The organism is Spirosoma endophyticum (genome assembly GCF_900112365.1).
Classification (GTDB): domain Bacteria; phylum Bacteroidota; class Bacteroidia; order Cytophagales; family Spirosomataceae; genus Spirosoma; species Spirosoma endophyticum.
In genome coordinates this window covers 115,155-140,027 of the sequence record NZ_FOLQ01000007.1, presented here as the reverse complement: position 1 = coordinate 140,027, position 24,873 = coordinate 115,155, and the positions used below count along the sequence as shown (strand labels likewise).

Here is a 24,873-nt window from a genome sequence, read left to right as displayed (position 1 = left end):
CATTTATTTACAAGCAAAACAGGAAACGATCATCTTTGCTCTAAAGGCTTACAGATGAAAGCACTAGCCACACTTGCCGGATTATTTATCTACCTGATACCTGTGGCAGCACGCGCGCAGCAGGGGCTGAAAGGTGAGTATTATACCGGAATAAATTTCGATCGAAAAGTCGTTACTCGCCTTGATCCAGAAATCAATTTCGACTGGAAAGGACGTAGCCCCGCTCCTGGCCTTTCCCATTCCTATTATTCTATTCGCTGGACGGGTAAACTGATGGCTCCTCTTTCCGGAAAATACACGTTCAATGCACGGGTAGATGACGGTGTGCGCGTGTGGGTTGGCAATAAAAAAGTGATCGATGCCTGGTATTTAAACGATTCGAACCGTTTTGGAGGCAGTGTTATTCTGGAAGCCGGAAAATACTACGATTTGCGAATCGATTATTTTAACGATTTACTGGAAGGCGAAATTGAATTATTCTGGGTGCTTCCCAATGCGCCAAAGACGATTTTCAATGGGTTCAGTAATCCCGGCGAGTCAATAACGGCGAAGTATTTTTTTCAAAAAGCCCCACCTATTGTCATCGCGGAAACACAAATAAAGCCAGTTGCCACAACGCCCGTAATAGCGGCTTCCCCTCCGCCAAAAGTTATTCCTAAAAAGCCACTGACCATCGCAAAACCGAAAACAATCCTTACTCCGCCACCATCGAAGCAAACAGCCGTTGTTGATACGTTAGTGGCATCAGCACCGATTCGCAAACCAGCATCCGAACCGGAATCTGAGCTAAAAGCTGGTACTACGTTCGTACTACGTAGCGTTCAGTTTGAGCAAAGCAGCTACATTTTACGACCCGAATCATCGGCAGAGTTGGATCAATTGGTGACTACCCTGAAAAAGAATCCGCACTGGTCCATCGAAATAGCAGGCCACACCGACAACGTCGGCGACCCACGCCTGAATCTGGCGCTCTCCGAAAATCGCGCGAAAGTTGTGTCTAGTTACCTGACACGTAGAGACATTGCCGATGAGCGCGTTACCTCAAAAGGCTACGGCGGCACCCGCCCCATTGCCGACAATGCTATTGAAAGCGAACGTAGCAAAAACCGGCGCGTAGAGATCACGATTCGTTAAACCAGTTAGTATTCTATCGCACAAATGGATAGTAGGTCAGCGTTGCTGATACTACCTGATTATAGCGTTCCGGGGATGCTTTTGTGATCGCTAAACCTGTTAAAGGGTCAACCCCCACAAATGTTTTCAAAGCTGAATGTAAACTCTGATAGTATTTTATCTCCGTAAACAACCGTTTTCCCAAGGCCATCCCAAGACCAATCGAAAAGCCATAGTCAACTTTTTGAAGAATTGAATTTTCGCTGTTTGTATAACCCGATTTAGGCAGAAAGTCGACCTGGCCAGCCAATAGGTAACCAAGCTGGACACCCGGACTTAGGGTTAGGAGTGAATTGGGCAGTCTATAGCGTAGCGATACAGGCAGTGTCAGGTAATCATACCTTGTTCGGACCTTTGTGTAAAAGCCAGGATTGCTAAAATAACTCATATTACCCTGTCTGGAATAAAGTAACTCATAGCCCAGCGAATAACGGGGGGTGAGTTTATGTTCGACAGCTAAGCCAGCCTGGTATGAAAATAAAAAATTATTTGTAACCCCATTTTCTATAAACCGAGCCGTACCGGCCCCACCTCTTATACCGATTTTAATCGGAGGATTCGACTGAGCCTGCCCCGTAAAAGTGCCCACAAACAGACTAAATATACCAATTAGAATCAGCTTTTTCATGTTAGTCAGGTTATTGAATAACTACCCGCGTACTCTGAACCTTTCCATTGCTGTATACCCCTTGTAAATAATAAGTATCTTTGGGTAACTCATGAATATCAATATTAACCTTAAGACCCGTCTTATTTGCTTCTTTTGAATAGTTTTCCTGAACGTTTACTTCCTTGACAATGCCCATTTTCTCATGAGTCAAACGTAAACTACCCGGCAGGCTGCTGGTATCATCGACAGGATCAAATACGGCCGTCAGTACATCACTGCTTGGGTTGGCCGCTACCCGATAGTATCCCCCCCCCCTGTATTTTTCATGAACGTACGGGAGGTCGTCCCCGTGGTATTACAACTGGAATTGGTGATTGCCATCTGAACAATAAACCCACCCGGACTTGAGTCAGAAGTCGTACTGAGCGTTAACCAGGGACCTGTACCGTAAAAATAACCTACGCTGCTGTTTCCCTGGAGTATGGACCACCCATAGCTATACTGGGAAGGCAGATTCAGGCTTGAGCTAAAATTATACATCTGACCAGCCTGTAAGGATATACCAGGATCTGGATTGGCGCTAAAGGTTATGTCACTGCCTCCCGGCGTTCCAATATGTTGGGTGACCGAATTGGTCCGCATGTTATTACAGCCCGGAATTTCGCCGTAAACCGTTACCGTTCCGTATGAGTTGTGCTGTACAGTAGCCCGGCTGATGGTATTATCGGTGACCCGATAAACGTTACCCCCCATAACCCGAACCCCACCCGTTGTTTCCCAGACGACGTTGGCCGTTGAAGGGCCGTAAAAATTGAGTGTCGTTGAAAAATCACCGGATTGACCCGTCGAGCAAAGCGTTGGGGCAATGGTCAGCGTTGGCGTCGAACGCTGGGTAATATGCACGGTTATCACCTCATTTCCCTCCCATAAGGTGGCACTTAACTGGCCATCGTTTTTATTGGGATCAAAGTTTACCGTTACATCTGATCCAAGCTGACCAGTCTGGTACGTAAAGTTGGTTGAGACGTTCCATTCTTTGACGCCTGGCTTCCACGTAGTTTCGTATGTATAATCAGTTGAAATATATAGACTATTGACGGTACAGTCTATATAGGCCGTTTGCCCATCGGTATATTTTTTACCGAAAATAGTAAAACATTTATCGCTCCCCAGCGCCAGATATGAAGGGCAGCTTGCCAACAGAATCAGTAATAATCGGATTGTAAATATGGGATGCATGAGTGAAATGAATTTACACAGTTCTTTATTTAAAATAAACAGGCTTACAAGGTCTTAAGTGACGATTTCTCCATCAGCCATTTCCGATAAACAAATCCATATATTGCGCCAACCAGTACGTAAGTGGGTATAGTAAACCACTCGTTGGGCGTTGGCATTGAGTACCAGACCAACCGGGGAAGCCTGGGCTGAAGAAGTAAAAAAAAAGCACTCCACAAGCCCCCCCAGGTTGCCCCCAGACTCATGTAATAAATAAATTTGACTGAGTGTATAAAGCGTATTGAAACGAAAAAAGCGAGTAAAGCTGGTAAGTAATAGAGCCACCAGCCGTAGATCAAAATCGATATAAACCCGACGTAGCTGGCCCATAAATAATTGTGGTTGGGCAACTTGTGAACCACCGTAAAAATCCCAAGAATGATACCGTTAATCAGGGCACAAATCAGTAGCGACAGAAGTCCCCTGATTAACGGTTTTCGTAGACGTTTCATTAGTTACAAGGTAAGGTACTTAGGGACAGATTGTTGTCCAGGGCATTTTTCACAGCTTGCCAGTTCGGGCGATTCGTAATCGGGTCACGGATCTCGGCTACCGCCTGATGATCATTTATGAATTGGGCCAGTTTGGCTTGCATACTTAGCCAGAGGCTATCAGCTGATCGAAAGGGATATCCCTGAAGGAGAACATCGCCCAGTACGCCAGCATAATTAGTCAATCGATCAGCGCCCATTGTGGAGAAGATATACCCCCATCGGCCTGATAAAGCGTAAACACCCGAGTCCCACTAACAGGATGTTGATGATTTAATGGATCTCGAATGGTACTGAATGTCCATCCCGCAGCATCAGCGCCATGAACCTGATCACTTACAATAACTGAGCCTGGGTCAGGAAATATGGTTATCGAGATGATAGCGCCCAACGCATCGTAGCTGTTCCAAAGGTCAGCTTCATTTTCCCCTGTGTTGGGCTGGGGAGCAAAACTGCTGATGGACGTATCCACAAAATTATTTAGATTGAGCCGAATGTAGGTAGCAAACTCATCGACCGAAAGCTAGTGACCATCAATGGTGGGCAACGTATTCATGAAAACCGAAAAGTTGTCCAGATTAATTGCCGCTCCTGAAGCCCCACTTATCGATTGAACATACCAGTCATTACGTATTCCCGGATAGTTATCCTGGGGAAATGAGGGATTGGACGCCAAACGGTTCAGTTTATCTTTGATAACCGAAGATGGCTTGAAATCGATGTGATACCGCCAGGCGTCAGTCAGGCCGGGGCATGGCCCGAACAAGGCTTTTTTGTTATTGAAAAGTTCTAAAATTGGCGTTGGTCCTGAACCTGTCGATGGATTAAAAGGATCAGAAGGATTTGTGGGGTATGCCGGATTATACGGATCATAGGTTGGATCAGGGGCGCAGATTTCATATTCATCGGTCCCATTGGATGACCAGTCTCCATAACAGGTTTGATAACTGAATGGAGACGATTGATCAGGCGTGGGAGGATAAGCATGATAGGCGCCCAGGGGATAGTCAATTGTTGTTCCCACAGCTGTAGCTGTACCATCGGAGGTAGTGCAGCCGAATAAAGATACTCGTGGACCCAACGGGTACAACTTAGCATTCTGGCCTTAGGGCTCGGGGTGTTATAAAAAGAGAGAACACCAGTAACTTTCCCATTTTCAAATTTATGCCCTTTTATCAATTTCCCCTGCCAGGTCCGCACCAGTTGTAGACCCGAAAAATCATGGTCGCCGGTAAAACCCTGATGTGACCCTGCATACTCTCCGGATGGCGCTAACTCCATAACGGCAATCCCCATGTTTCCCGCAGGCAATTTGTAAACTACTAACTGGAGTTTAGGCGCTAACACATAATCTTTACTTGCAGGATCATAGATTATTCGCCTTGTATGCGGATCTTCCTCAATGGGTATCTGTACGTAATCAAGTCCCTGGGGGCTGCGTTTCATGGTAGCCTGCTTCCAGAGTAATGTTCTTGTGGAATAAGGCTGATTGCGGTTACTATCCGCTTTAACAAAATCCTCTGTCCACTCTCTGGCTGCTGAAATCGTGAAGGATTGACTTAAGGGAACAGGCTGAGTAATAAAATCCTCCCGATGACAGGAAAGAACAAAAAGTAAACATAGCACCAATAACCAATGCCGTGACCATAGAAAAGTTTTCATACGTTTAGCGTCTTAACTTATAATACAACACTGTATCTGATTAAGGCTACGTCTTACTTTACTCGTCTTAATTTATTGTCGAAGTAGCCTTTTTTCGACTATTGACAACAAATCATACAACTAAATAAACAATAAGTTATTTATTATTCGAAAATTCATAATTTTTAACTAGTAAATCAGGGTTTGTAAACCGAGTAATTTTACTTGTTTAGTTTTACTTATACGTACTGGAAAAAAGGCTTAAAATAGTATTAAAAACGGAGCTTTTTTCTATCAAGAGAGTAAGAAGATTATAACTAATAAGATAAATATTCTTTAAAAATTTCAATTCAACAATTCCTCAGTGCTATACTTAACCGAAGTAGTATCCGCCTACCATTGGGTCGTTTGAACAGAAGAATTAATCGCCAATATGGTACAGAAGTACCGGATCAATAGAGACGCCAGAACAAGCATTTAAGCTGTAGGTGAAAGACTAGACATGGTACGCCAATCCGTGCATCTTTTTTGCTTTTTTGATAAGGGCAACATCTACAGTAAAACCAACAAACCGACACTAATGAGTAAGTTGCCCTACTCATTAGTGTCGGTTTGTTGGTTTTGACGAAACTCTTATTACTTGTAGATAGCGGGCGCTTCGAACGTAGCGGGTACAGGTCTGGGTGCGTTCGGATTGGAGTTAAGTTCATTTTGCGGGTAAATGAACCGCCACGGAAGCTGGGTACCATTGTTCGGCGTCAGTTTGATACCATACGGCTCTGCTCGAGTCCGGCGCTCATCATTCCAGCCCAGATGCTGGCCGTAGAACGATACGTAGCGTTCCTGCAAAACCTCCCGGAGCAAGGCGTTGTCGGCTGTTATGCCATCGGCATTTTCAATACCACCAGCGGCAAAATCAGCTGCTGCGTAGGGATCATATTTGTAGGCACCTGCCGTCAGATAAGCCGCATTGATATTACCGCCGGTGTTCAGCCATGCCCGGTACGTATTCAGATGACCTAAAGCCGTCGCAAAACCTTTGCCGGAGCGTAAAGCCATCTCCGCCAGCGTCAGGCTATTCTCCTGGTACGTAACGAGCGGGAAACTGGCACTCTGCGCGAAAAAGCCCGTCGCACCCGTCGTATTCGGTTCAATTTTACCAGGGCTGTTGACACCAGCCTCTAAATAATAAAACTTGAACCGGGCCGTCTCGATTGTTTTCGAATTACCCCGATAGCGAGCGCTCGTCGGATTCAGCAACGTCGTGTTATAGGCTCCAACGGCGTTTATATCCCCGGTTCGTGTGCTGGCCAGAAAGGAGAAATACGAATTCTGGTTCACACTGGCGGTGTTGCCGTGTGGTGCGTAGAGCGAGTTGGCATACGCGCTAATCCCGCTCTGAGCCGCCGTGTAAGCCGCATCATATTGTTTGGTATCAGTCAGCAAACGAGCTTTCAACGTATAGGCTACCTGCGTCCATTTGGTCGCATCTCCCCCAAAGTGAATATCCTCTGTCGTAACAGTACCTACGCCCGATTTCAGATCGGCAATCGCATCATCCAGCAACGCGAGCAGTTTAGTGTACACCGTCGCCTGGGGCTCAAACGCCGGATTGGGATATTTGGCAATATCGCCCGCCTGATCGAATGGAATATCACCCCAGAGTTCGGTACCGGTAGCCAGTGCATTGGCCCGTAAAATCTTGGCAATACCAACCATTTTGCGGTTTCCAAGCGCGTTAGCCTGATCGATCGTGAGCAGCGCATTGGCGTTTGTCGCCTGATAAACCAGGTTCCAGTCGGCGTCATACACGCCAGCCGTTACGTTGTAATTGTAATAATCCAGCCATTGGCGGTCGGCCCCGGAGGCATACCCATCCCAGATGGTCGTTAACCGGCTGGCCATGCCTTCCTGAGTGGCCATGTTGGCAAGTTCCGTGCCTGTCAACAGCAGACTGGCTGTTGATTTGGTCGGGTTGTTGGGGTCTACGTTCAGGTTTTCCACGATCGATGAACACGCCAGAAACTGAAGACCAAACACAACAGCGAAAATCGATTTATATACTCGTTTCATGATAGAGACTTCTTCGGGAGATTAATAATTAATTTTTACACTGAAAAGCAGCGACTTGGTGTTCGGGCTGTTGAAATAATCCTGACCGCGTGAGTTGCTGGCTCCGTTCAATGCCGTTTCTGGATCGATACCCACCATTTTGGTCCACAGGATTGGATTACGTCCCGTCACGGTGATGTCAATGGATTGCAGTTTGGTTTTCGCGCGGAACTTGGGCGAGCTGATCGAATAGCCTACCGAAACTTCACGCAGACGCGTCCAGCTTGCATCGGTAATAAACTGCTCAACCAACGTACTGAATCCACCGCCGATTGAGGTGTAATACGATTGATCGAGCAGCACGGGGCCCGCACCGAAATCCTGGATATTACCCCGAACAGTACTACCGGCCGCAATGGTTTTGCCCGCGTAGTTCTTCAAGTCCTGCGTCAGCGTTACGTCGTTACCCACGTCAGCATGCGTACCGAAGTTATAGAGCGTCCCTCGTGTTCCATTGTAGAAATCGCCCCCCTGGAAGGTCTCAAACAGGATGTTCAGGCTAAGTTTTTTATAGGACAAATTCGTACCGAAACCACCCCGATAGTCTGGGTTCGGATCACCAACAACCCCAAACTGAGTACCGACCTGAGGGAATCCATTGGCATTGAGCTGCAAAGCGCCCGATTCAGTCCGCATGTATGTACCGCCATACAGCGATGACATGGCGTAGCCCACTTTAGCTACCGTACTGGCTGTGCTGCTGAAACCGCCCAATGTAATAATGTCCGTTCCCGCCAGGTTCGTTACGCGGTTGATATTCCGGCTCACGTTACCGAAGACATTCCAGTTAAATCCTTTCTTGTTCAGGATGTTGAAATTCATTTCAAGCTCCCATCCTTTGTTGGTCATCGACCCTGCATTGGTGTATTTCGAGGTATACCCCGTCGAACCGGCCGCAGCTACGTTCAGCAACAGATTGGTAATCTCGTTCGAGTAATACGTGAAGCCTGCCGTCAGCCGGTTGTTCAGGAAGCGAAGGTCAGTCCCCACTTCATATTCTGTTTTCCGTTCAGGTTGCAGGAATGGATCACCCTGCGTCGCGTTACGTACGTAAGCTCCGTTGCCATACCCTGATCCGCTGAGCGGATTGGCCCAGCTGGCAAACGATGCGTTTACGTAGGTCGTGGCGTTTTTATACGCATCGGGCTGCACGCCCACCGTACCGTACGAAGCCCGTAATTTACCGAAGGACAGGACTGGATTGTCGTGGAAGATAGGCAGTTGCGTAAACTGCCAGGCCAGATCGGCCGATGGGTAGTAGAACGTCGATTTCGTCTGACTACCGAACGTAGAACCCGATTCAGCCGCTACCGATGCATTGACGTATAACTGATTGTAGAAACCCACATTCAAGGTTGAATAGAGTCGGGCCATCCGGCGGTGCGTGGTTGTCCGATACGGTGCATCATTCGACGTCAGCGAATTACCGAAATTAGCCGGGGCGTCTGGAATAATGAACGTATTCATCGTACCGCCCAGATTCAGGTATTTCCGGTCATTGAGGTTGAAGCCAACGATCAGCGTGCTGGTGATGTTCTTCCCGAAATCACCGAACGCCCGACCAATAACGTCGCCGTTCATCTCCGATTCTTTGTAGATCGCTTCTTCGTAACTGCCTAACCCACTGTTTACCGCCGAGTTAACGGGATAGTTCGTGATTCGGTGATCCGTATTAGCATCGATACCACCCCGAACCGTTACGTCGAACCATTTTGATGGCGTAATAAGCAGTTCCGAACTCATAATGAAGCGGTCAACTTCCGAGAAGTTGGTCAACTCATTGATAGCCCACATCGGATCATTGTAGATCGGGTTTGCCAATGCTCCTAAGTAATTTCGGTAAGATCGCTGCCGGTTTGGGATGGCGCTGGCCGTTGGCGACGAGAAATAATTTCCCTTGTAATCACGACTGTCGAAATCAGGCGCGGAGCGGAGATACCCAATGTAAAGTCCATTGACGCTGTTACTGCGCTGAATCCGGTTCGAGGTTGTCCGGGCATACGTAGCGTTCGTAGACGATTTGATCACATCATTGAATCGACGTTCCGAATTAAACCGGAGCGTGGTTCGATTGTAATCACTTTGCCCGTTGATAATACCCTTCTGACGCAGATCGCCAATGCTCAGGTAAAAATTTCCTTTTTCATTTCCGCCACTGATAGACAGATTGTTATCAATATACGTACCCGTCCGGAAAACCGAATTCTTACGTACATCATTAAAGGTTTCCTTCGAGTTTTTAGTAAGAATTGGGTAATAAGTTTTCCCCGTATACGACTCAAAGCGCGCGCCATTCATGTTAAGGATGTCATCACCACCAGCGCGATTGGCAATTTTGTCGCCCCACGAATTAGCAACGGTTGGGTTATAGACCCCGTCTGATCCCTGGCCGTAATTGCTTTGCAAGGGGTGCAGCAGGTTGGGGGTATCGAACGAAACGGTGGAGCTGTAGGAGATATTTACCTTATCGCTGTTCGCGCCTTTTTTTGTTGTGATCACAATGACCCCGTTGGCCGCCCGAGAGCCCCACAAGGCTGCGGCCGACGCCCCCTTCAGAATTTGCATCGAAGCAATGTCCTCAGGGTTAATATCATTGAGTCGGGACTGCTGCGTTACGCCCGCAGCCTGATCGCCAAGCGTCGAGTTACTGATCGGAATACCATCCACAATCACCAGCGGCTGCGTAGACCCCGTAATCGTGTTCTGGCCCCGAATCTGGATATACGAACCAGCCCCGGGATCACCGGCAGATTTCGTAATCTGGACCCCGGCGGCTTTTCCAGACATACCATTGATAACGCCCGTTTCGCCCGAGCGGACAATGTCTTTTGCGTCAATTTTAGAGGCTGTGGCACCCCGTTTATCTGCGTTTTCCTTGAAACCTAATGCACTGACAATGACCTCATCCAGGGACGTAGCGTCGTGTTGTAACTTGATCGAGATGGCACTCTGATTCCCAATAGGAACCTCCGCGGTTTTCATACCAATGAAGGAGAAAACCAGCACCCCATTTTTGACCAGATTTTCGGGAACCGTGATCGAATAGGCTCCTTCGGCATTCGTCGACGCGCCAACATTTGTGCCTTTTACGATAACGTTCACACCGGGCGTAGCCGAGTTGTCGTCTCCTGATGTAATAATCCCTTTAATGGTCCGGCTCTGAGCAAAAAGCTGGGCGGGTAAATAAAGGGCAAAAAACAGCATTAGTAGTAAACCTCTGTTCTGCATTGGATTATAGGTTAAATAACAAGGATTATTGTGAGTAGTTACAGCACAGAATCAGTGCTGTCAATGAAAGCGTACGCGTATTTTATAGCCTTGACTAATAGCCAGTTGAAAATTACTGACGCAATTACTTTTCCAGATAAGCTTCGGCGTGTGGGTAGCCGTATAGTGTTAGAGAACATGCACTTCGATCTTAGATTAGTCAAAGTGACAGTGGAACAGGAATCCGTTGATGTAGAGAATTTTAATTTCCCTTTAACTCAAATATAATCCGGTATATAGGTGACTGTCAAGGAGCCCTCTCGATTATTTACTGTTTTTGGTCAATATTTCCAATTTAATGATATTTAAAATTGATATTTTTAAAATATTATTTTTATAATCTTATCTAAATCAAAATTAAATCTTGACGTAAATCAAATAAACTGGCTTTCCGGCCGGCCTGGCGTACTGGTATGGACAAGGAGCTTCCATTAACTCAACTATTATGACAATAAACGTCCATCAACGAACAGCAAATGTCCGTTGATGGACGTTTTATTAATTATGACTAATAATTAACTAACTAATCAACAGACGCTTATAAAATATGGCACAGTACTTGCCCCATACTGCACTGAACGTATTGATAATCGTCCCACTGCAAAAACTGTCTGCCTTCATGCAACCTTCTGGCCTGGAACGACATCATTATCCCATAAATAGACAAACCACATGAAAAGCAGCCAATTTCTACTGACCCTTTTGAGTGCCACTACGTTTGCCTTTACGTCCCTGGCCACCCCGCTCGACAACGATACGCCTTACCAGACCAAGACCTTTTCGGGAAATATCAACGCCGTTCGGGCAGAAACCTCCGGTGGTAGCCTGACCATCGAAGGCGGAACCGATATGAACGCTAAGGTTGAAATGTACGTCAGAGCCAATAACTGGAATGATAAACTCGATAAAGCCGAGATCGAAGAACGCCTTAGGGATTTTGACATTTCAATTGCACAGGAAGGTAGTACAATCATTGCCACCGCCAAACGCCGGGGTAATGGCAACAACTGGAAAAAATCGTTGAGCATTAGCTTCAAATTCTACACTCCGCGCAAAGTAACCACTGACCTCCGTACATCAGGCGGCAGCATTAGCCTCGCATCGCTGACCGGCAACCAGAAATTCCGTACCAGTGGTGGCAGTCTGCACATGTCTGATCTGGAAGGTGACATCAACGGTCAAACCTCCGGCGGCTCTATCCATATGGACCGTTGCCGCGTCGGAAGCTCAGGTCAGCTCGATCTGCAAACCTCGGGCGGCTCTATTGAAGCGAGAGCGTCATCAGGGAAAATGCGCCTGCATACATCGGGCGGTAGTATCCGGCTTACGGAGTTGAAAGGTGACGTTGACGCGCAAACCAGCGGAGGCAGCGTAAACGGCAACGACATCGAAGGCGATGTCAAAGCCAGTACGTCGGGTGGGTCGGTTCGTCTCTCACAGGTATCGGGCAGCATTGACGCCAGCACCAGCGCGGGTAGTGTGGACGTGGAAATCGTGAAACTAGGCGAGTACGTTCGGCTGACAACCAGTGCAGGCGGTATCAACGTAAAAATGCCACTTAACAAAGGCCTTACCCTGAACCTGAGCGGCAATCGGATCAAAATTCCACTAAACAACTTTAACGGCGACACCGAAAAAGACCGGATCAAAGGCACTATGAACGGTGGCGGCATCCCGGTAACACTTACCGCCAGTAGCGGCAGCGTCAATGTGAACCAGTAAAAATTGTAGACTGTAGCTAAAAGAAGTGGGGTGTATGACACATCGATGTGTCATACCACCTGCTTCTTTTATTAATGACAGCTTAAGGAGTCAGTAAACAAGTAAATACGGGAGATTTCCTGCGATTCGCAATTCATCTAGTACGTCTACGAAACTTCCAATAGTAGAGGCTGAACTTGGACGTATCAGTATCGCCAGCTCACCCGGAATTAATGTTTCTTTTCCATAGCGGAATAGCGCTTCACAAAGCTTGGCTGAACCCCTATTAACAGGTATAAAATTTGCTCGACAAACTGCTCCACTTGAAGAATAACAAAATTGAACAGTATCCTTTCCGGTCAGTAGAATCTCCAGCACGCGCTTTGAAGTTGCAGGATCAATCCCTTTGCGACAACCCTGCACGTCCCAAACACCAAGTACATTCGGCCGCTGTACCATCTTTACCCACACAAAAAATACAATTAACAACAGGGCTATTGACACAAACGGCGTGAAGTCGATACGTATCGAATTATACCTTCGGCGGATTTTCATGGCAAATCGGGTTTTGGTCAGTTGATGGTCAAAGTGACCTGTTTCCACAAACCCGATTCGGTTTTTGTATCTTTACCGTACGTTTGATGCTCAGCCGCTATGTTTCGCTTAACCCAGAAATTCCCGTTTGCCAGCCTGCTCCCGTCGTTCGAGGGTGATCTATATTTCGATGAATCGCCCGAGCATACCGCTCAGCGTGTGCTCTACGCGACAGACGCATCGGTTTATCAGGAAATGCCGGTGGCAGTGGCCTTACCCAAATCGGTGGCCGATATTAAACGACTGCTACGTTTCGCCCAACAACATGAATTGGGGTTGATTCCTCGTGCGGCCGGTACGTCACTGGCTGGGCAGGTGGTGGGCAGCGGCATCGTCGTCGACATATCTAAATATTTCGGAAAAATTCTGGACATCAACGCCGATGGGCATTGGGTACGTGTCCAGCCGGGCGTTATTCGCGATGATCTGAATGCGTTTCTAAAACCGCACGGCCTGTTGTTCGGTCCCGAAACCAGCACTGCCAGCCGGGCCATGATTGGCGGCATGATTGGCAATAATTCCTGCGGGCTCCATTCCATTATCTGGGGCACTACCCGCGATCATCTCCTCGAAGTGCGGGCCGTATTGAGCGACGGCGCCGAAGTGACATTCGGATCGCTCACTCAAGAGCAATTCGATGCTAAATGCCGGGGCGAGAACGTAGTAAGCCCGCTCGAACAACGACTCTATGTTCAGTTTCGTGATTGGCTGTCAAAACCACACGTTCAACAGCACATTCGGGACGGTTACCCAAAACCCACCGTCAAACGACGTAACACAGGTTACGCGCTGGATGCGTTAGTGGCGTTTTTTGAGCATGGGGCATGGAGCATGGAGCAAGGCGTGCAGCACTTAGAGACACCCACCCTCGTTGACTCTCCCCATGCCCCACGCCCCATACCCCATGCAGAAACCTTCAACTTCGCCAACCTCATCGCAGGCTCCGAAGGGACGCTTTGCTTTATTACCGAAGCAAAACTGAATCTGCTGCCGTTGCCGCCTAAGGAAATTGCCCTGGTTTGCGCGCATTTCCCGACCATTCGTCAGTCGCTCGAAGCCAATCTGGTGGCGTTAGCGCATGAATGTTCTGCGTCGGAACTGGTGGATGATTATATTCTCCAACTGACTAAAACCAATATTGAACAATCCAAGAATCAGACGTTTGTGGAAGGCGATCCCAAAGCTATCCTCATGGTCGAGTTTTTCGCAGATACAAAAGAGAACGTAGCGCAGAGGGCCAACGCATTCGTGGATGCATTGCAGGAGAAGGGCCTGGGGTATGCCTATCCGATTCTGTTCGACGACGATACAAAAAAGCCCTGGGCGTTGCGGAAAGCCGGGTTGAGTATCATGTACAACATTCCCGGCGACGAAAAACCCGCGAACGTCATTGAAGACACAGCCGTCGACGTACATGACCTGCCCGACTACATTGATGAACTGGATAGAATGGCCTGGGAGCAACACGGCCTGAAAATGGAATATTCGGCCCATGCCGGAGCGGGCGAAATCCACGTATTACCGCTTATCAACCTCAAATCATCGGAAGGACGTACCAAGTTTCGGGCGTTGCTGATGAATACCGCCCAACTGGTCAAAAAATACGGCGGCTCACTTTCAGGCGAACACGGTGATGGCCGGCTTCGGGGTGAGTGCATCGCGTTTATGCTGGGCCCCGAAAACTATCAGTTGTGCAAAGAGGTCAAAGCGCTTTGGGACCCACATAATACGTTCAATCCCGGCAAGGTTGTTAACACACCGGCCATGAACGAGTCACTACGTTCGGAAGCCGACGTTGTGATTCCGCAACCCAAAACGGTCTTTGATTTTACGAAAGATGGCGGTCTGCTGGAACTGGCCGAAAAATGTTCCGGCTCTGGTGACTGCCGTAAAACCGAAATTTCGGGCGGAACGATGTGTCCCAGTTACATGGCTACCCGTCGCGAACATGACACAACGCGGGCGCGGGCCAATATTCTACGGCATTTTTACAGTAATCAGGCCAAACCTACTGAACACGATTTTGCGGCCGTAAAGGACGTACTGGATTTGTGTTTGTCCTGCAAAGCCTGCAAAGCCGAATGTCCGTCGAGCGTGGATATGACGCGCATGAAAGCTGAATTTACTCAACAACAGTACCGTGAATCAGGCATTCCGCTACGGGCGCGACTAGTAGGAAATTTTACCAAACTTATGTCGCTGGCGAGCATAGCGCCCTGGGCTTACAACGCTATCTACGAAACGCCTGCACTGCGTCGTCTGGCGAACAGTGCCGTAGGTTTCCATCCCGACCGCACAATGCCGGAACTGGCGAGCACGACATTGAGGAAATGGTTTTCGGTTTACCGTTCACAGTTTTCGGTTAACCATCCGGAAAACCGAAAACCGAAAACTGTAAACCTTTTCTGTGATGAATTCACCAATTACAACGATGTAGAAGTCGGGCAGAAAGCCATTCAGTTACTGGAGCGGCTGGGTTACTCGGTCAGCTTACCTGAACACGCCGAGAGCGGTCGAACGTACCTGTCGAAAGGGTTGGTGGAGGATGCAAAGGAAATTGCTATCCGGAACGTAACGCTGTTTAAAGATCTCATCACTGACGCAACGCCCCTGATCGGTCTGGAACCATCCGCCATTTTGACCTTCCGCGATGAATACCCTGATCTTGTTCCGGCTGAGCTAAAAGCGGATGCGCTACGTATCGCCAAAAACGTTTTTCTGTTTGAGGAATGGCTCGCGCTTGAAGTAGAAGCCGGACGAGTGAACAAGAACCAGTTTACAACCGCAGCCAGAGAGGTGAAAGTGCACGGACATTGCCACCAAAAAGCGTTGTCATCGATGGTGCCAGTTAAAAAAATCCTGTCGCTGCCCGTCAATTACAGCGTTCAGTTGATTCCATCCGGCTGTTGCGGCATGGCTGGTTCATTTGGCTACGAAACGGAACATTACGATCTGTCCATGCAAATCGGTGAGTTGGTTTTATTTCCCGCCGTCCGCAAGGCCGAAGACGCGATCATCTCAGCGGCTGGCACCAGTTGCCGCCATCAGATCAAAGACGGAACGGGCCGCAAAGCCCAGCACCCCGCTGAGATTTTGTTTGATGCACTGGCGTAATGCCGTATCGCTGGCCCAGCTGAGATTAACGTTTGATAGCTGGGCCAGCGATACGGCATTATAAAACCTTTTCCGTTGCCAACGGTTCTCCATAGACCTAAAACATTCACAATAGTCATGGAAAATTCAAATTCATCAGCCCTTAGCGACGGAGCCCAACAGGCCAATATAGTTTCCGGTGAAAATGCAGAAGCGATGTTCGGTGCCGATCAGGCCGAAACAAATATGGTGAAACTCGTGGACGGTAAATTAACATCCATTGGTGATACCGAAGACGACGTAGTAGATGGTCAACTAGCCAATCGATACAGTTCTGACGAGGAACGGGGTTTGCAGGGCGACGAATTGCGGGGGAAAACCTACGAAAACTCTGACGCAGCACTCCGCGCGGGCGATGGTATTGATAATCAGGAAGTGCCTGAAGACCCAATTGCCGAAGCTGAATTAACGGGCAATCCCGATGCAGGAGCAACCGTCAATACGGGCTTACCTTCGGAAGATGAACCCGATAAAACGACACCAACCAATTCATTTGGTGGCTGGAATTTCATTGGCGGAGGCAGTCCAGTCAATGAAATGATTCCGCCAACGCCGGGTACACCAGACCCAACCCAGCCAGTGCCGGGTATTCCCGAAACGCCACCGTACAACCCGATTCCCGGACCGGAAATTCCAGATCTTCCGGGTACACCACAACCCGCTACACCCGAAATCCAGGAGCCTGATCAACCTGATCGGTCGCACGAAATAAACTCCTTCACTACGTTTACATCGACTGTAAACGTAGCGCCAACACATGGTGGAGTGAGTGAGCCCGTTGACGGAGTTCCCTACGAAGGGGAAGCAGCAGGACCTGATAATCAGGGAATGGAAGACAAGCCGGATACCGGTGATTCTGCCCGGCCCTACGATGTCAATGCCAAAGATGCTGAGCCAAATCAGCCCGGCGAACGGCCTGAAGAAGCCCAGGAAGCGAAAAAATTCCCACGGGAAATGGCGGACGAAAGCAGCACGGCGGCTCAGGATATGATTTCTGGACCAGATCGTTCTGATCAGAAATCGACTGATGGTCTCGACCGAAAATATAACGACCCGGAAGCCTCCCGCGAAATGGCGAGCTAGGCACCGGTTTTTACGTAATGCGGACGGTCAGCCGTTGCTGTGGAAACCCGCGATTTATAACAGGAAGGTTTCCTTTATGAATCGCGGGTTTTCAGGCAACGGCTGACCGTCCGCATTACGTTTTTAGTACCTTTAATCCCAAATTCTGAACTACATGAAAAAGTTACTTATTCCCTGCCTGCTGCTTAGCGCAATCGCTTTAGCAGCTCCTCCGAAATGGACCTCTTTATTCGACGGGAAGACGATAAAAGGCTGGCATAGCTACCACAAAGATGGTGTGGTTGGCTGGTACGTCGAAGAGGGTGCTTTGACACCCGATGGCACCGGAGGTGATCTGGTAACCGACAAAGAATACGAAAACTTCGAGCTGGAATTCGACTTCAAAATCCCCAAAGGTAGTAATAGTGGTGTCGTGTATAAGATCATCGACAGCCCCGATATTAAATCAACCTATATGTCGGGTCCAGAATATCAGGTTATTGACGACAAGGGTTATCTTGACGCCGAAGGAAAGCCCTATAAATTAAAAGACACCCAAATGACTGGCGCTAACTACGACATGATTCCACCATCGGACTTCTCAATTGCGAAAGCGCCCGGCGAATGGAACAAAGCCCGCATTGTGGTCAACAAAAATCACGTAGAGCACTTCCTGAACGGCAAGAAAGTCGTTGAGTATGAATACGGTTCCGATGCCTGGAAAACGCTGGTAGCCAAGAGCAAATTTGCCAACTGGCCCTATGCAACAGCTCACGCCAAAGGTAAAATTGCCCTGCAAAACCACAGCCCCAAGGAGCGCGTCTGGTACAAAAATATTCAGATTCGGGAATTGTAGTTGACGTTGATACCCATTAAAAAAGGCCGTAGGTGATCAGATCATCTGCGGCCTTTTTTTAATGTTTTCCCTCAATCAGGTACGTTATCATACGTAGCGCAAAGGCTCAACTGTTACGTCTACTATGAGCTTGTATCCGTAGTTTCTGCTCTAATAATCAACCTTTTTCCGGCCCTCTTTAATATCACCTTTCTGCTTCTTCCGGGAAATACGTTCCTCCACGGATGCTTTTGATGGTTTGGTCACTTTGCGGGGTTTGGGCTTCTCAAATGCCTTTTCGATGAGTCGGTAAAACTTCTTCGTTACCTTTTCCTTATTGGCCAGTTGCGTCCGCTCGGTCTGATGAGTGAGTACCAGTTCGCCCTCGGTGGTCAGTTTGTTGGCTAATTTTTCTTCCAGCGTCGCCCGCTCTTCCTCCGTGAGCAACGTCGAGTTTCGGACATCGAAGCGCAGTTCGGCTTTTGTGGCAACTTTATTCACGTTCTGCCCACCCGCGCCCCCACTGCGGGCAAACTGATACTGTATGTCAGGTTGTAAACGGGTGGCATCCATAGGTAATTAAATTATTGTGAGCTAACTGGGAAATACGTTCGTTCGGCGAACAATCACCGGAGGTATGGGTTTTCCCCAAAACTAATGGATTGAACGTTATGGCACATCACGATCAAAAAATTGCCACTATGCTCGACGATACGTTAACTGTACTTGGCGGTGGTTCGTCCTCGACCACCACCAACGAAGGCGTCAATCTGGTTTCGGAATGGATCGGTATTGTTCGTTCCAACGTCAATACAGAATGGGTGGCCGAACCGCTCCGAAAGCTTCGCGATGCACTCAATGCCAATTTTGCCCGAGGGCTGGCCAGGTAAGTTAACGGTGTAGCTATGCACAGCTCCCCAATAGACTCATTAACGAGAACAACAAATTTATTACTCAACAAACAACCTTATGATTACGAACGACCAAAACCAGCTCTCGCTCATTGGGCAGACGGTAAATACCCTCGACGGAAATATTGATACAACCACAGCAACCGATGGCTTGTCGCTGATTGATAAGTGGTTGAATCGGCTTGACGAAATCGGCGATGACGCTACCGAAGATATAGCCGATACGCTCGAACGACTACGCGCGGAGGTCGACACCGCCCAACGCTATAATCGGATTGATAACCAGCAGATAGCGGATTTATTACAGGAACTGATTGACCAGACCCGGAACCTGGCCACTACGGCCGAAGCCAGTGTTGAACAAACAGAACTTTCGCAATTGATCGCTACCCTCGAAAATCTGCATCGGCAGGCTGTTAATTCTATCGCTTAACCCGAAATCAACCCTACTTATGGCCATAAATCAGCATGCTTCCAATCTGGTCGATCTAACTGCCAGAGCTTTCAACGGTAACGTAACCAGCATCTCCCCTACGGATGGAATTTCACTTATCGACAGTTGGATCACGTTCCTGAAATCTGACGATCAGGCTGGCAATTCCGTCGCTACTACATTGAACGAGTTGAAAACTGAATTACAAAGTGACAATCCTGACGGCGCACACGTTCAGCAAATCCTGGCCGATCTGGCCAGTCAAACAAAGGAAATTGCCACTTCAGCCGACTCGGATAGTAAACCAGAATTAAACACCCTGGCAAAAACTCTGGAAGGTTTCAGCCAACAAATTAGTGGCGTATCCGGACCGGCTGCTACGGGTGGGCAGGCGCCTATGACGAGCACCGTCGGGGGCGAATCAACTACCCGTGGAACCGGCGCTTCGGCATTTGGTGCAACTGATGATGACCTGTCGAATCGTACTGGCGGTACGATCAGCGATGAATCGGCGGATGACACAACCGAAGGCAATGGTCGTTCGGTCACTTCCGGTTCGTCGGAAGGCGATGACTACTCGAATAGCTCGCAGCGAGATAGCGGGCAATTGTCTCGAAGTGATACGTCCCGAATGTCGGGCATGGGCGTTTCGGGCGGTACCGGCGATACTGATTCAAGTCAATCGGGTGGCCGATCTCAGTATTAATCAGCCCATAAACGCAATCTGTGCGTCAGTACTATTGATACCTATCAATCGCTCCGTCTGCACAGATTGCGCTTTAGTTTATCGACTAATGCTTCTAAGCGCGCTAAACAAACCGCTCCTGGGCGGGTTATTTAAAGAGCAATAAATCATCAACAGGTTGAGAATCGTTTAGGCTAATTGCTTCTCAACCGCTTGCAAATCCATAAAACTATGCCTTCTCATGCATTAGATCAGCGGCTGTTTGAACGTACCAATAGCCTCACCGACGAAAATAATTCCACTTCGGCTTCATCGCCCGCCAGGGTTGACTTAATTGACGGCTGGCTGGAGGTAATTGAAGGCAATGCAAGTACCGTCATCATTGAAGAAAAGTTAAAGGAACTACGCGATCAGCTCAAGTTAAATCATCCCGACCCTGACCGCGTTCGGGAATTGCTGTTTAGCCTTGCGGACCATACGTCGCAGGTAGCGCAAGGATCGAATACGAAGGAGCAAACAGCTGGTGAACTAGAAAACTTAGCAAAAACATTACGCAAGCTGGCAGGCCTACAAGTCGTTGATAACCGATAAGTTAGCCATAACCGAATGTTTACAGATAAAAACAACTTTTCACTGATATTAATATGTTAGGATCGAACATTTTGGAGGAGAGCATGCTCAATGACACCCTCACCGCTCTTCGGGATAACGACCGATTTGCGGTTTCGTCGGCTCAGGCAATTATGCTCATCGATGGCTGGCTACAGGCCTTGCAGGGTGATTCGAACCTGGATCAACTAAAAGGACAACTCGGCGAACTTCGCACGGCGTTGCAGGCGGCTCAACCCGATGAATCTTACATCCGGGAATTACTGGTCAGTCTGGCCGATAAAACACAGGCCGTAGCCGAAGACCCTATTTCCGAAGGTACCTGGACAGGCGGCCTGGAGAGCCTATCAAAAATCCTACGCCATTTGGGCCGTAAATCATAAGAGGACTTGTGCAACTTTGGATGCCTAAATGAGTCTTACACATTGCAAAAATTAATTCACTACATACACAATGGAAGGAACAGGAACAACCCTTGAACACCGAATGCTAAATGATACGTTAGGCGCGTTCGGAGACGGCACTAATGCTACTGTATCCGCCGAACAGGGGATTTTATTACTTCAGGGCTGGCTGAATGCCCTGCCGGGTGATGTGGGTGCCGAACGCATTCTGGCCGAAGTTGCGGCCCTGCGCGATCACCTGAAAACAGGCGAGTACGACGGCGAAAAAATTCGTCATCTGTTGCTTAGCATGGCAAGCCATACGCAGACGCTCTCCCATGAGCCATCCGTTGACGGGACAACAGCCCATCAGCTTACCCAGTTAGCGGCTGCTTTGCGTAATTTCACTAATCAGATTTAATATGCTTACTCACGAAGAATCCACTGATTTGCTCGACGCGACAATGGACGTCCTAGAAGGCGATATGGCAAGTGCCACGCCACAAAGTGGCTTGGGCGTTATTGACCGATGGCTCGCGCAACTCCAGAAAACCGAAAACGCAAAGGAGATAACCAGTACGCTCGAACAGGTAAAAACGCAGCTGGAAAGCGACCAGATTACGCCGGAAGAATTAAGTCAGTTGCTCGACACGTTGGCGACCCAAACCGTCGAGTTTAGCACCATGATGGGCTCCGAAGGCGACATTGCTCCCCGTCTTGATGGAATGGCATCGGCCCTAAAATCGCTGGCCGGGCTAATAAGCCATCAATGATGGTTTAGGGTATTCGGTTTACGGCGGTCCGTTGCCACGGTGGGTTGACGCAAAACTGTAGACCGAATACCCTAAACGAACAACCTCTTACGGCTTGAGCTGATTCCAGTAAATCAATACGTTAAGGGTTGACCGTCCCGATGCAATAAGGTCTAAATCACCATCACCATCGAGATCGGCGGCTTGCAGATCTTCGCAGGCCATTCGAACGCTGTCATCGAGCGAATAACCTTCTATGTTTCCTTCTTCTTTGGGCTTGAACAAGCGAACGCCAACTTTCTTTTCAGCATTGGGATTTCGCCAGCCAGCCACAATTTGATCGCTGCCAATCCCCAGAAAATCTCCGCAGACAAGGGCGTGTCCCTGACTAAATAAGTCCGTTAACACGTCTATTTCCTTATCGGTGACCAGTTTCCGTGGTTTTTGAAACGAATAGAAGCCACTTTCCACCTGCAATAAATTACCGTGCATGGGTTGAATCGTCGCAATGGACGTGCCACCGTTAAGCCGTCGGATTTCACCAATACCATCCACACCTTTGTTTAGCAATGGCAGCGCATTACTGGCGGATTCATCATTGAATGGACGCCATTTCTTTTTGCGCCATTGAAAGACATTTCCCCCTTCTTTCCCGGCGATAATTAACCCCGTAGCTGAACCGTTGTCACCATCTTCCCAAATCTCGAAGTTATGCGTCAGGTGCATGGTTGAGTCGACCAGTTGCCGCTTCCACACACTACGTGGATCTTTCGGAAATTCATAGCCCCAAATCCGAACGCCCCGGCCTTCGCCGTTCTTGTTACCCAAGCCATGCAAAGGCACAACGATTAACTGATAATTGTCTTTACCAACTCTGGCCCAGCGCATCCGGTGCGTGGTTACTTCATGGTGAAGACGTACGGGCTCCCACTTTTGGGTGGGGTCTTGGGGACGAATTAGATAAAAAACAGCGCCCGATTGGGTACTATCGGTTGTCTCGGCGGGGTTCCAACCTGCACCAACAGCCACTTCTACGCGTCCGTCGCCATCCAGATCGCGCGCGGCAATACAGACGTTATCCTGGGGCGTCAGGTTGGCCGCCATGACGTAGCGTTTCCAGGCAGACGTTCTATCACCGGGATTTTTATACCAGACGATCTCCTTCTGATCGGCCAAAAGAATATCGGATTTTTTATCACCATCTACGTCACCAATAGCCAGACCATAGCCAATAGAAATCTGATTATCAACAACCTGAATCTTGAAATTCAGCGATTTAACCTTAGTTGTATCGGTTTGGGCCAACAACGGAGAGGCTATAAATAACAAGTAGAGAAGGTAATTTTTCATAGGCTACTAGGTAGGTCAGGACAATGGAATAAAGGTTGGCGAACAGTAGTTCTACCGGCTTATGCTCACCCGCTCACCCAATTGCAGGACGCGATAGGGCGTACCGTATTGTTCACAGGCTTGCACAAATTCGGCGGGGTCGGCGGTGTTAAATTCAAACAGATCGTAATGATGCGGAATAACCAGTTGTGCACCAATCGCCTTTCCAAGCCGGGCCGCTTCATCCGAATTAAGATTACCTGCCACGCGCCGTTCAGGTTTGTTCCCATTGATGGGCAGAAACGCTACGTCTACCTGGAAAGGTTTCAGAATTTCCACCATGCCGTCATACCAGAGTGTATCGCCAGAATGGTAGATGCTGAAAGGGCCAATTTTCACCACGAATCCCATGAATTTGCATCGACCTTCGGGGTCGCGTTCAATTTCATTGTGTGCCGCCGGAACCCCATGAAAAGTGAACTCATCAACAGTCACGGTTTGTCCATCCGTCAGGCCAATGGGCCAGTCCGGCCTGGATTGAAGTCGTTCGGCAATGAAAGCACGATTCGCTTCAGGTATGACAAATTGTATCGTTGAGTTAGCGGCAATAAGTGGTAGCAGCGTATTGGCATCAAGATGATCGGTATGGTTATGGCTGGACGTCACTACGTCGATCATCAGCAACTGTGCGGGATCAATTACCCGTTCCGAGATGCGGACGTGTGGTTTATCAGTATCGGCATATTTCTCAGATAGTGAATCGGATAGATAGGGATCAAACAATACGTGCTTACCGTTGTATTGCAGCAAAAAGCCACTTTGTCCAAGCCACCAGACATTCAAGACATCAGATTGGTTTTGGGCAGCGTTTATATCAGCGAGAAGCGCGTCGTCTTTTTGAAAAGCGGGTTTAAGCACAGTTCGTACCAGTTAATTTTTCGGTTGTCGCAGTCCACTAATACGTCCCAGAATCCAGTCCAGCACCCGGTCAGGCAGCAAGCGGGGAAGCACCCAGCCAACTAATTTATTGGGTACCAATGCATAGCGAATGCGAGGGCGAGCGGTTTCATGGATATCCACAATACGTTCGCCAAGGTAATCGATTGATAATCCTCGGTTTTCGGCCGCTTCAACCTGCTTCAGAAATCCCTGCATAGCTGGATAATAAGCCGTGTCTTTATAGGGACTAATGTCCGTGCCTTTACCCCAAATTGGTGTTTTAACGGCTCCAGGCCCAACAATCACTACGTCAATTCCGAACAAAGACAACTCCCGACGCAGGCTATGGGATACACCTTCCAGCGCGAATTTAGAGCCAACATAGGCTCCCATAAACGGAATGGCGATCTGTCCATTCACCGAGCTGATATTCTGAATTCGACCGGGCTGAACCGGATGGTTTTCTTGCGCGCCCAGCAAGGGCAAAAATGCCTGCGTCACCTGCAATACGCCCAATACATTTACCTCGAAATGCTGCCGGATCGTGGAAATAGGCTGGTGTTGCAGCGGCCCTCCAATGGCAATGCCCGCATTGTTGATCAACCCTGCCAACCCACTTCCTGCTAATCGCTCGGCCAACCAGATGGCGCCTGTCTTCACGGCTTCGGCATCCGTTACGTCGAACAGCATTGGGGTAAACTGGCTACCAAATTCAGCCTGCAGCCGATCGGCGTCGGCCTGCTGACGAACGCTGCCAAAAACAGTATAGCCGTGCCGGATGAATTGCTTTGCCGCGCCGTAACCAATACCCGTTGAAACGCCGGTAATAAGAATGTTTTTGCTGACAGGTTTCATCGTGTAAACTTACCCTAATCCAGCTCAACAATCGCCCGAAAATTGGCGTTAAGCATATTA

26 protein-coding genes are annotated in these 24,873 nt (G+C 48.6%); 12 read left to right on the top strand and 14 right to left on the bottom strand.

From position 1 onward, the window contains the following. Nucleotides 1-54 precede the first annotated feature (54 nt). A complete protein-coding gene (locus BM202_RS18975; protein WP_093828990.1) occupies nt 55-1,134 on the top strand; it encodes an OmpA family protein in 1,080 nt (359 codons plus the stop codon). Between the two features lie 13 nt (nt 1,135-1,147). Here the strand turns inward: BM202_RS18975 and BM202_RS18970 are convergent, their stop codons facing one another. The 9 genes from BM202_RS18970 to BM202_RS18930 all read right to left on the bottom strand — a co-directional run bounded on the left by BM202_RS18970 (nt 1,148) and on the right by BM202_RS18930 (nt 10,533). Then, nucleotides 1,148-1,801, bottom strand: coding sequence for a porin family protein (locus BM202_RS18970; RefSeq protein WP_093828988.1), 654 nt, complete (start codon nt 1,799-1,801; stop codon nt 1,148-1,150). Nucleotides 1,802-2,074: 273 nt separating this feature from the next. Beyond that, the gene (locus BM202_RS18965) at nt 2,075-3,022 is read right to left on the bottom strand and encodes a hypothetical protein (protein ID WP_093828986.1); all 948 of its coding nucleotides are present in this window, start codon (nt 3,020-3,022) and stop codon (nt 2,075-2,077) included. A gap of 44 nt (nt 3,023-3,066) precedes the next feature. Next, the gene (locus BM202_RS18960) at nt 3,067-3,513 is read right to left on the bottom strand and encodes a hypothetical protein (RefSeq protein ID WP_093828984.1); all 447 of its coding nucleotides are present in this window, start codon (nt 3,511-3,513) and stop codon (nt 3,067-3,069) included. Then, nucleotides 3,513-3,752 carry a hypothetical protein gene (locus tag BM202_RS18955; protein ID WP_093828982.1) on the bottom strand — a complete coding sequence of 80 codons (240 nt, stop codon included), beginning with the start codon at nt 3,750-3,752 and terminating at the stop codon, nt 3,513-3,515. Before BM202_RS18955 ends, BM202_RS18960 begins: the two co-directional genes overlap by 1 nt. Beyond that, nucleotides 3,734-4,024 carry a hypothetical protein gene (locus BM202_RS18950; protein ID WP_093828980.1) on the bottom strand — a complete coding sequence of 97 codons (291 nt, stop codon included), beginning with the start codon at nt 4,022-4,024 and terminating at the stop codon, nt 3,734-3,736. The genes BM202_RS18955 and BM202_RS18950 overlap by 19 nt, the downstream gene beginning before the upstream one ends. 51 nt (nt 4,025-4,075) lie before the next feature. Further along, the gene (locus tag BM202_RS37825; protein ID WP_093828978.1) at nt 4,076-4,318 is read right to left on the bottom strand and encodes a hypothetical protein; all 243 of its coding nucleotides are present in this window, start codon (nt 4,316-4,318) and stop codon (nt 4,076-4,078) included. A 23-nt stretch (nt 4,319-4,341) separates the two neighbouring features. Continuing rightward, complete coding sequence (locus BM202_RS37820; protein WP_093828976.1) at nt 4,342-5,214, bottom strand: hypothetical protein; 873 nt, start codon at nt 5,212-5,214, stop codon at nt 4,342-4,344. A 615-nt stretch (nt 5,215-5,829) separates the two neighbouring features. Beyond that, on the bottom strand, nt 5,830-7,266 hold the full coding sequence (locus BM202_RS18935) for a SusD/RagB family nutrient-binding outer membrane lipoprotein (RefSeq protein WP_093828974.1): 1,437 nt from the start codon (nt 7,264-7,266) through the stop codon (nt 5,830-5,832). Between the two features lie 21 nt (nt 7,267-7,287). Next, entirely contained in the window at nt 7,288-10,533 is a 3,246-nt protein-coding gene (locus BM202_RS18930) for a SusC/RagA family TonB-linked outer membrane protein (RefSeq protein WP_093828972.1), read from the bottom strand. A gap of 711 nt (nt 10,534-11,244) precedes the next feature. On the opposite strand from BM202_RS18930, the gene BM202_RS18920 reads away from it, so the two are divergent. Beyond that, the gene (locus tag BM202_RS18920; protein ID WP_093828968.1) at nt 11,245-12,294 is read left to right on the top strand and encodes a DUF4097 family beta strand repeat-containing protein; all 1,050 of its coding nucleotides are present in this window, start codon (nt 11,245-11,247) and stop codon (nt 12,292-12,294) included. A 90-nt stretch (nt 12,295-12,384) separates the two neighbouring features. Here BM202_RS18920 and BM202_RS18915 read toward each other — a convergent pair whose 3' ends face one another. Continuing rightward, on the bottom strand, nt 12,385-12,828 hold the full coding sequence (locus BM202_RS18915; RefSeq protein ID WP_093828966.1) for a biopolymer transporter ExbD: 444 nt from the start codon (nt 12,826-12,828) through the stop codon (nt 12,385-12,387). Nucleotides 12,829-12,927: 99 nt separating this feature from the next. Between BM202_RS18915 and BM202_RS18910 the strand changes: the two genes are divergently transcribed. From BM202_RS18910 to BM202_RS18900, 3 genes are all read left to right on the top strand, one after another. After that, a complete protein-coding gene (locus tag BM202_RS18910; protein WP_093828964.1) occupies nt 12,928-15,981 on the top strand; it encodes an FAD-binding and (Fe-S)-binding domain-containing protein in 3,054 nt (1,017 codons plus the stop codon). Between the two features lie 117 nt (nt 15,982-16,098). Next, complete coding sequence (locus BM202_RS18905; RefSeq protein WP_093828962.1) at nt 16,099-17,103, top strand: hypothetical protein; 1,005 nt, start codon at nt 16,099-16,101, stop codon at nt 17,101-17,103. Nucleotides 17,104-17,257: 154 nt separating this feature from the next. Continuing rightward, nucleotides 17,258-17,938, top strand: coding sequence for a 3-keto-disaccharide hydrolase (locus BM202_RS18900; RefSeq protein ID WP_093828961.1), 681 nt, complete (start codon nt 17,258-17,260; stop codon nt 17,936-17,938). A gap of 150 nt (nt 17,939-18,088) precedes the next feature. On the opposite strand, the gene arfB is transcribed toward BM202_RS18900, so the two are convergent. Continuing rightward, entirely contained in the window at nt 18,089-18,490 is a 402-nt protein-coding gene (gene arfB, locus BM202_RS18895) for an alternative ribosome rescue aminoacyl-tRNA hydrolase ArfB (protein ID WP_093828959.1), read from the bottom strand. A 98-nt stretch (nt 18,491-18,588) separates the two neighbouring features. On the opposite strand from arfB, the gene BM202_RS18890 reads away from it, so the two are divergent. From BM202_RS18890 to BM202_RS18860, 7 genes are all read left to right on the top strand, one after another. After that, a complete protein-coding gene (locus BM202_RS18890; protein ID WP_093828957.1) occupies nt 18,589-18,807 on the top strand; it encodes a hypothetical protein in 219 nt (72 codons plus the stop codon). Nucleotides 18,808-18,886: 79 nt separating this feature from the next. Next, nucleotides 18,887-19,261, top strand: coding sequence for a hypothetical protein (locus BM202_RS18885; protein WP_093828955.1), 375 nt, complete (start codon nt 18,887-18,889; stop codon nt 19,259-19,261). Between the two features lie 19 nt (nt 19,262-19,280). After that, on the top strand, nt 19,281-19,967 hold the full coding sequence (locus BM202_RS18880; RefSeq protein ID WP_093828953.1) for a hypothetical protein: 687 nt from the start codon (nt 19,281-19,283) through the stop codon (nt 19,965-19,967). Between the two features lie 210 nt (nt 19,968-20,177). Beyond that, entirely contained in the window at nt 20,178-20,537 is a 360-nt protein-coding gene (locus BM202_RS18875) for a hypothetical protein (RefSeq protein WP_093828951.1), read from the top strand. 53 nt (nt 20,538-20,590) lie between these two features. Next, nucleotides 20,591-20,938: a hypothetical protein gene (locus tag BM202_RS18870; RefSeq protein ID WP_093828949.1), complete on the top strand. Its 348-nt coding sequence runs from the start codon at nt 20,591-20,593 to the stop codon at nt 20,936-20,938. 70 nt (nt 20,939-21,008) lie between these two features. Beyond that, entirely contained in the window at nt 21,009-21,359 is a 351-nt protein-coding gene (locus BM202_RS18865; protein ID WP_093828947.1) for a hypothetical protein, read from the top strand. 1 nt (nt 21,360) lies between these two features. Then, nucleotides 21,361-21,711, top strand: a complete 351-nt coding sequence (locus BM202_RS18860; RefSeq protein WP_093828945.1) for a hypothetical protein — start codon at nt 21,361-21,363, stop codon at nt 21,709-21,711. Between the two features lie 87 nt (nt 21,712-21,798). On the opposite strand, the gene BM202_RS18855 is transcribed toward BM202_RS18860, so the two are convergent. The 3 genes from BM202_RS18855 to BM202_RS18845 are packed head-to-tail and all read right to left on the bottom strand — an operon-like array spanning nt 21,799 to nt 24,813. Continuing rightward, on the bottom strand, nt 21,799-23,040 hold the full coding sequence (locus tag BM202_RS18855; protein WP_093828943.1) for an FG-GAP repeat domain-containing protein: 1,242 nt from the start codon (nt 23,038-23,040) through the stop codon (nt 21,799-21,801). 51 nt (nt 23,041-23,091) lie between these two features. Beyond that, nucleotides 23,092-23,937: an MBL fold metallo-hydrolase gene (locus BM202_RS18850; RefSeq protein WP_093828941.1), complete on the bottom strand. Its 846-nt coding sequence runs from the start codon at nt 23,935-23,937 to the stop codon at nt 23,092-23,094. A gap of 12 nt (nt 23,938-23,949) precedes the next feature. Beyond that, the gene (locus tag BM202_RS18845; protein WP_093828939.1) at nt 23,950-24,813 is read right to left on the bottom strand and encodes an SDR family NAD(P)-dependent oxidoreductase; all 864 of its coding nucleotides are present in this window, start codon (nt 24,811-24,813) and stop codon (nt 23,950-23,952) included. Between the last annotated feature and the right edge of the window lie 60 nt (nt 24,814-24,873).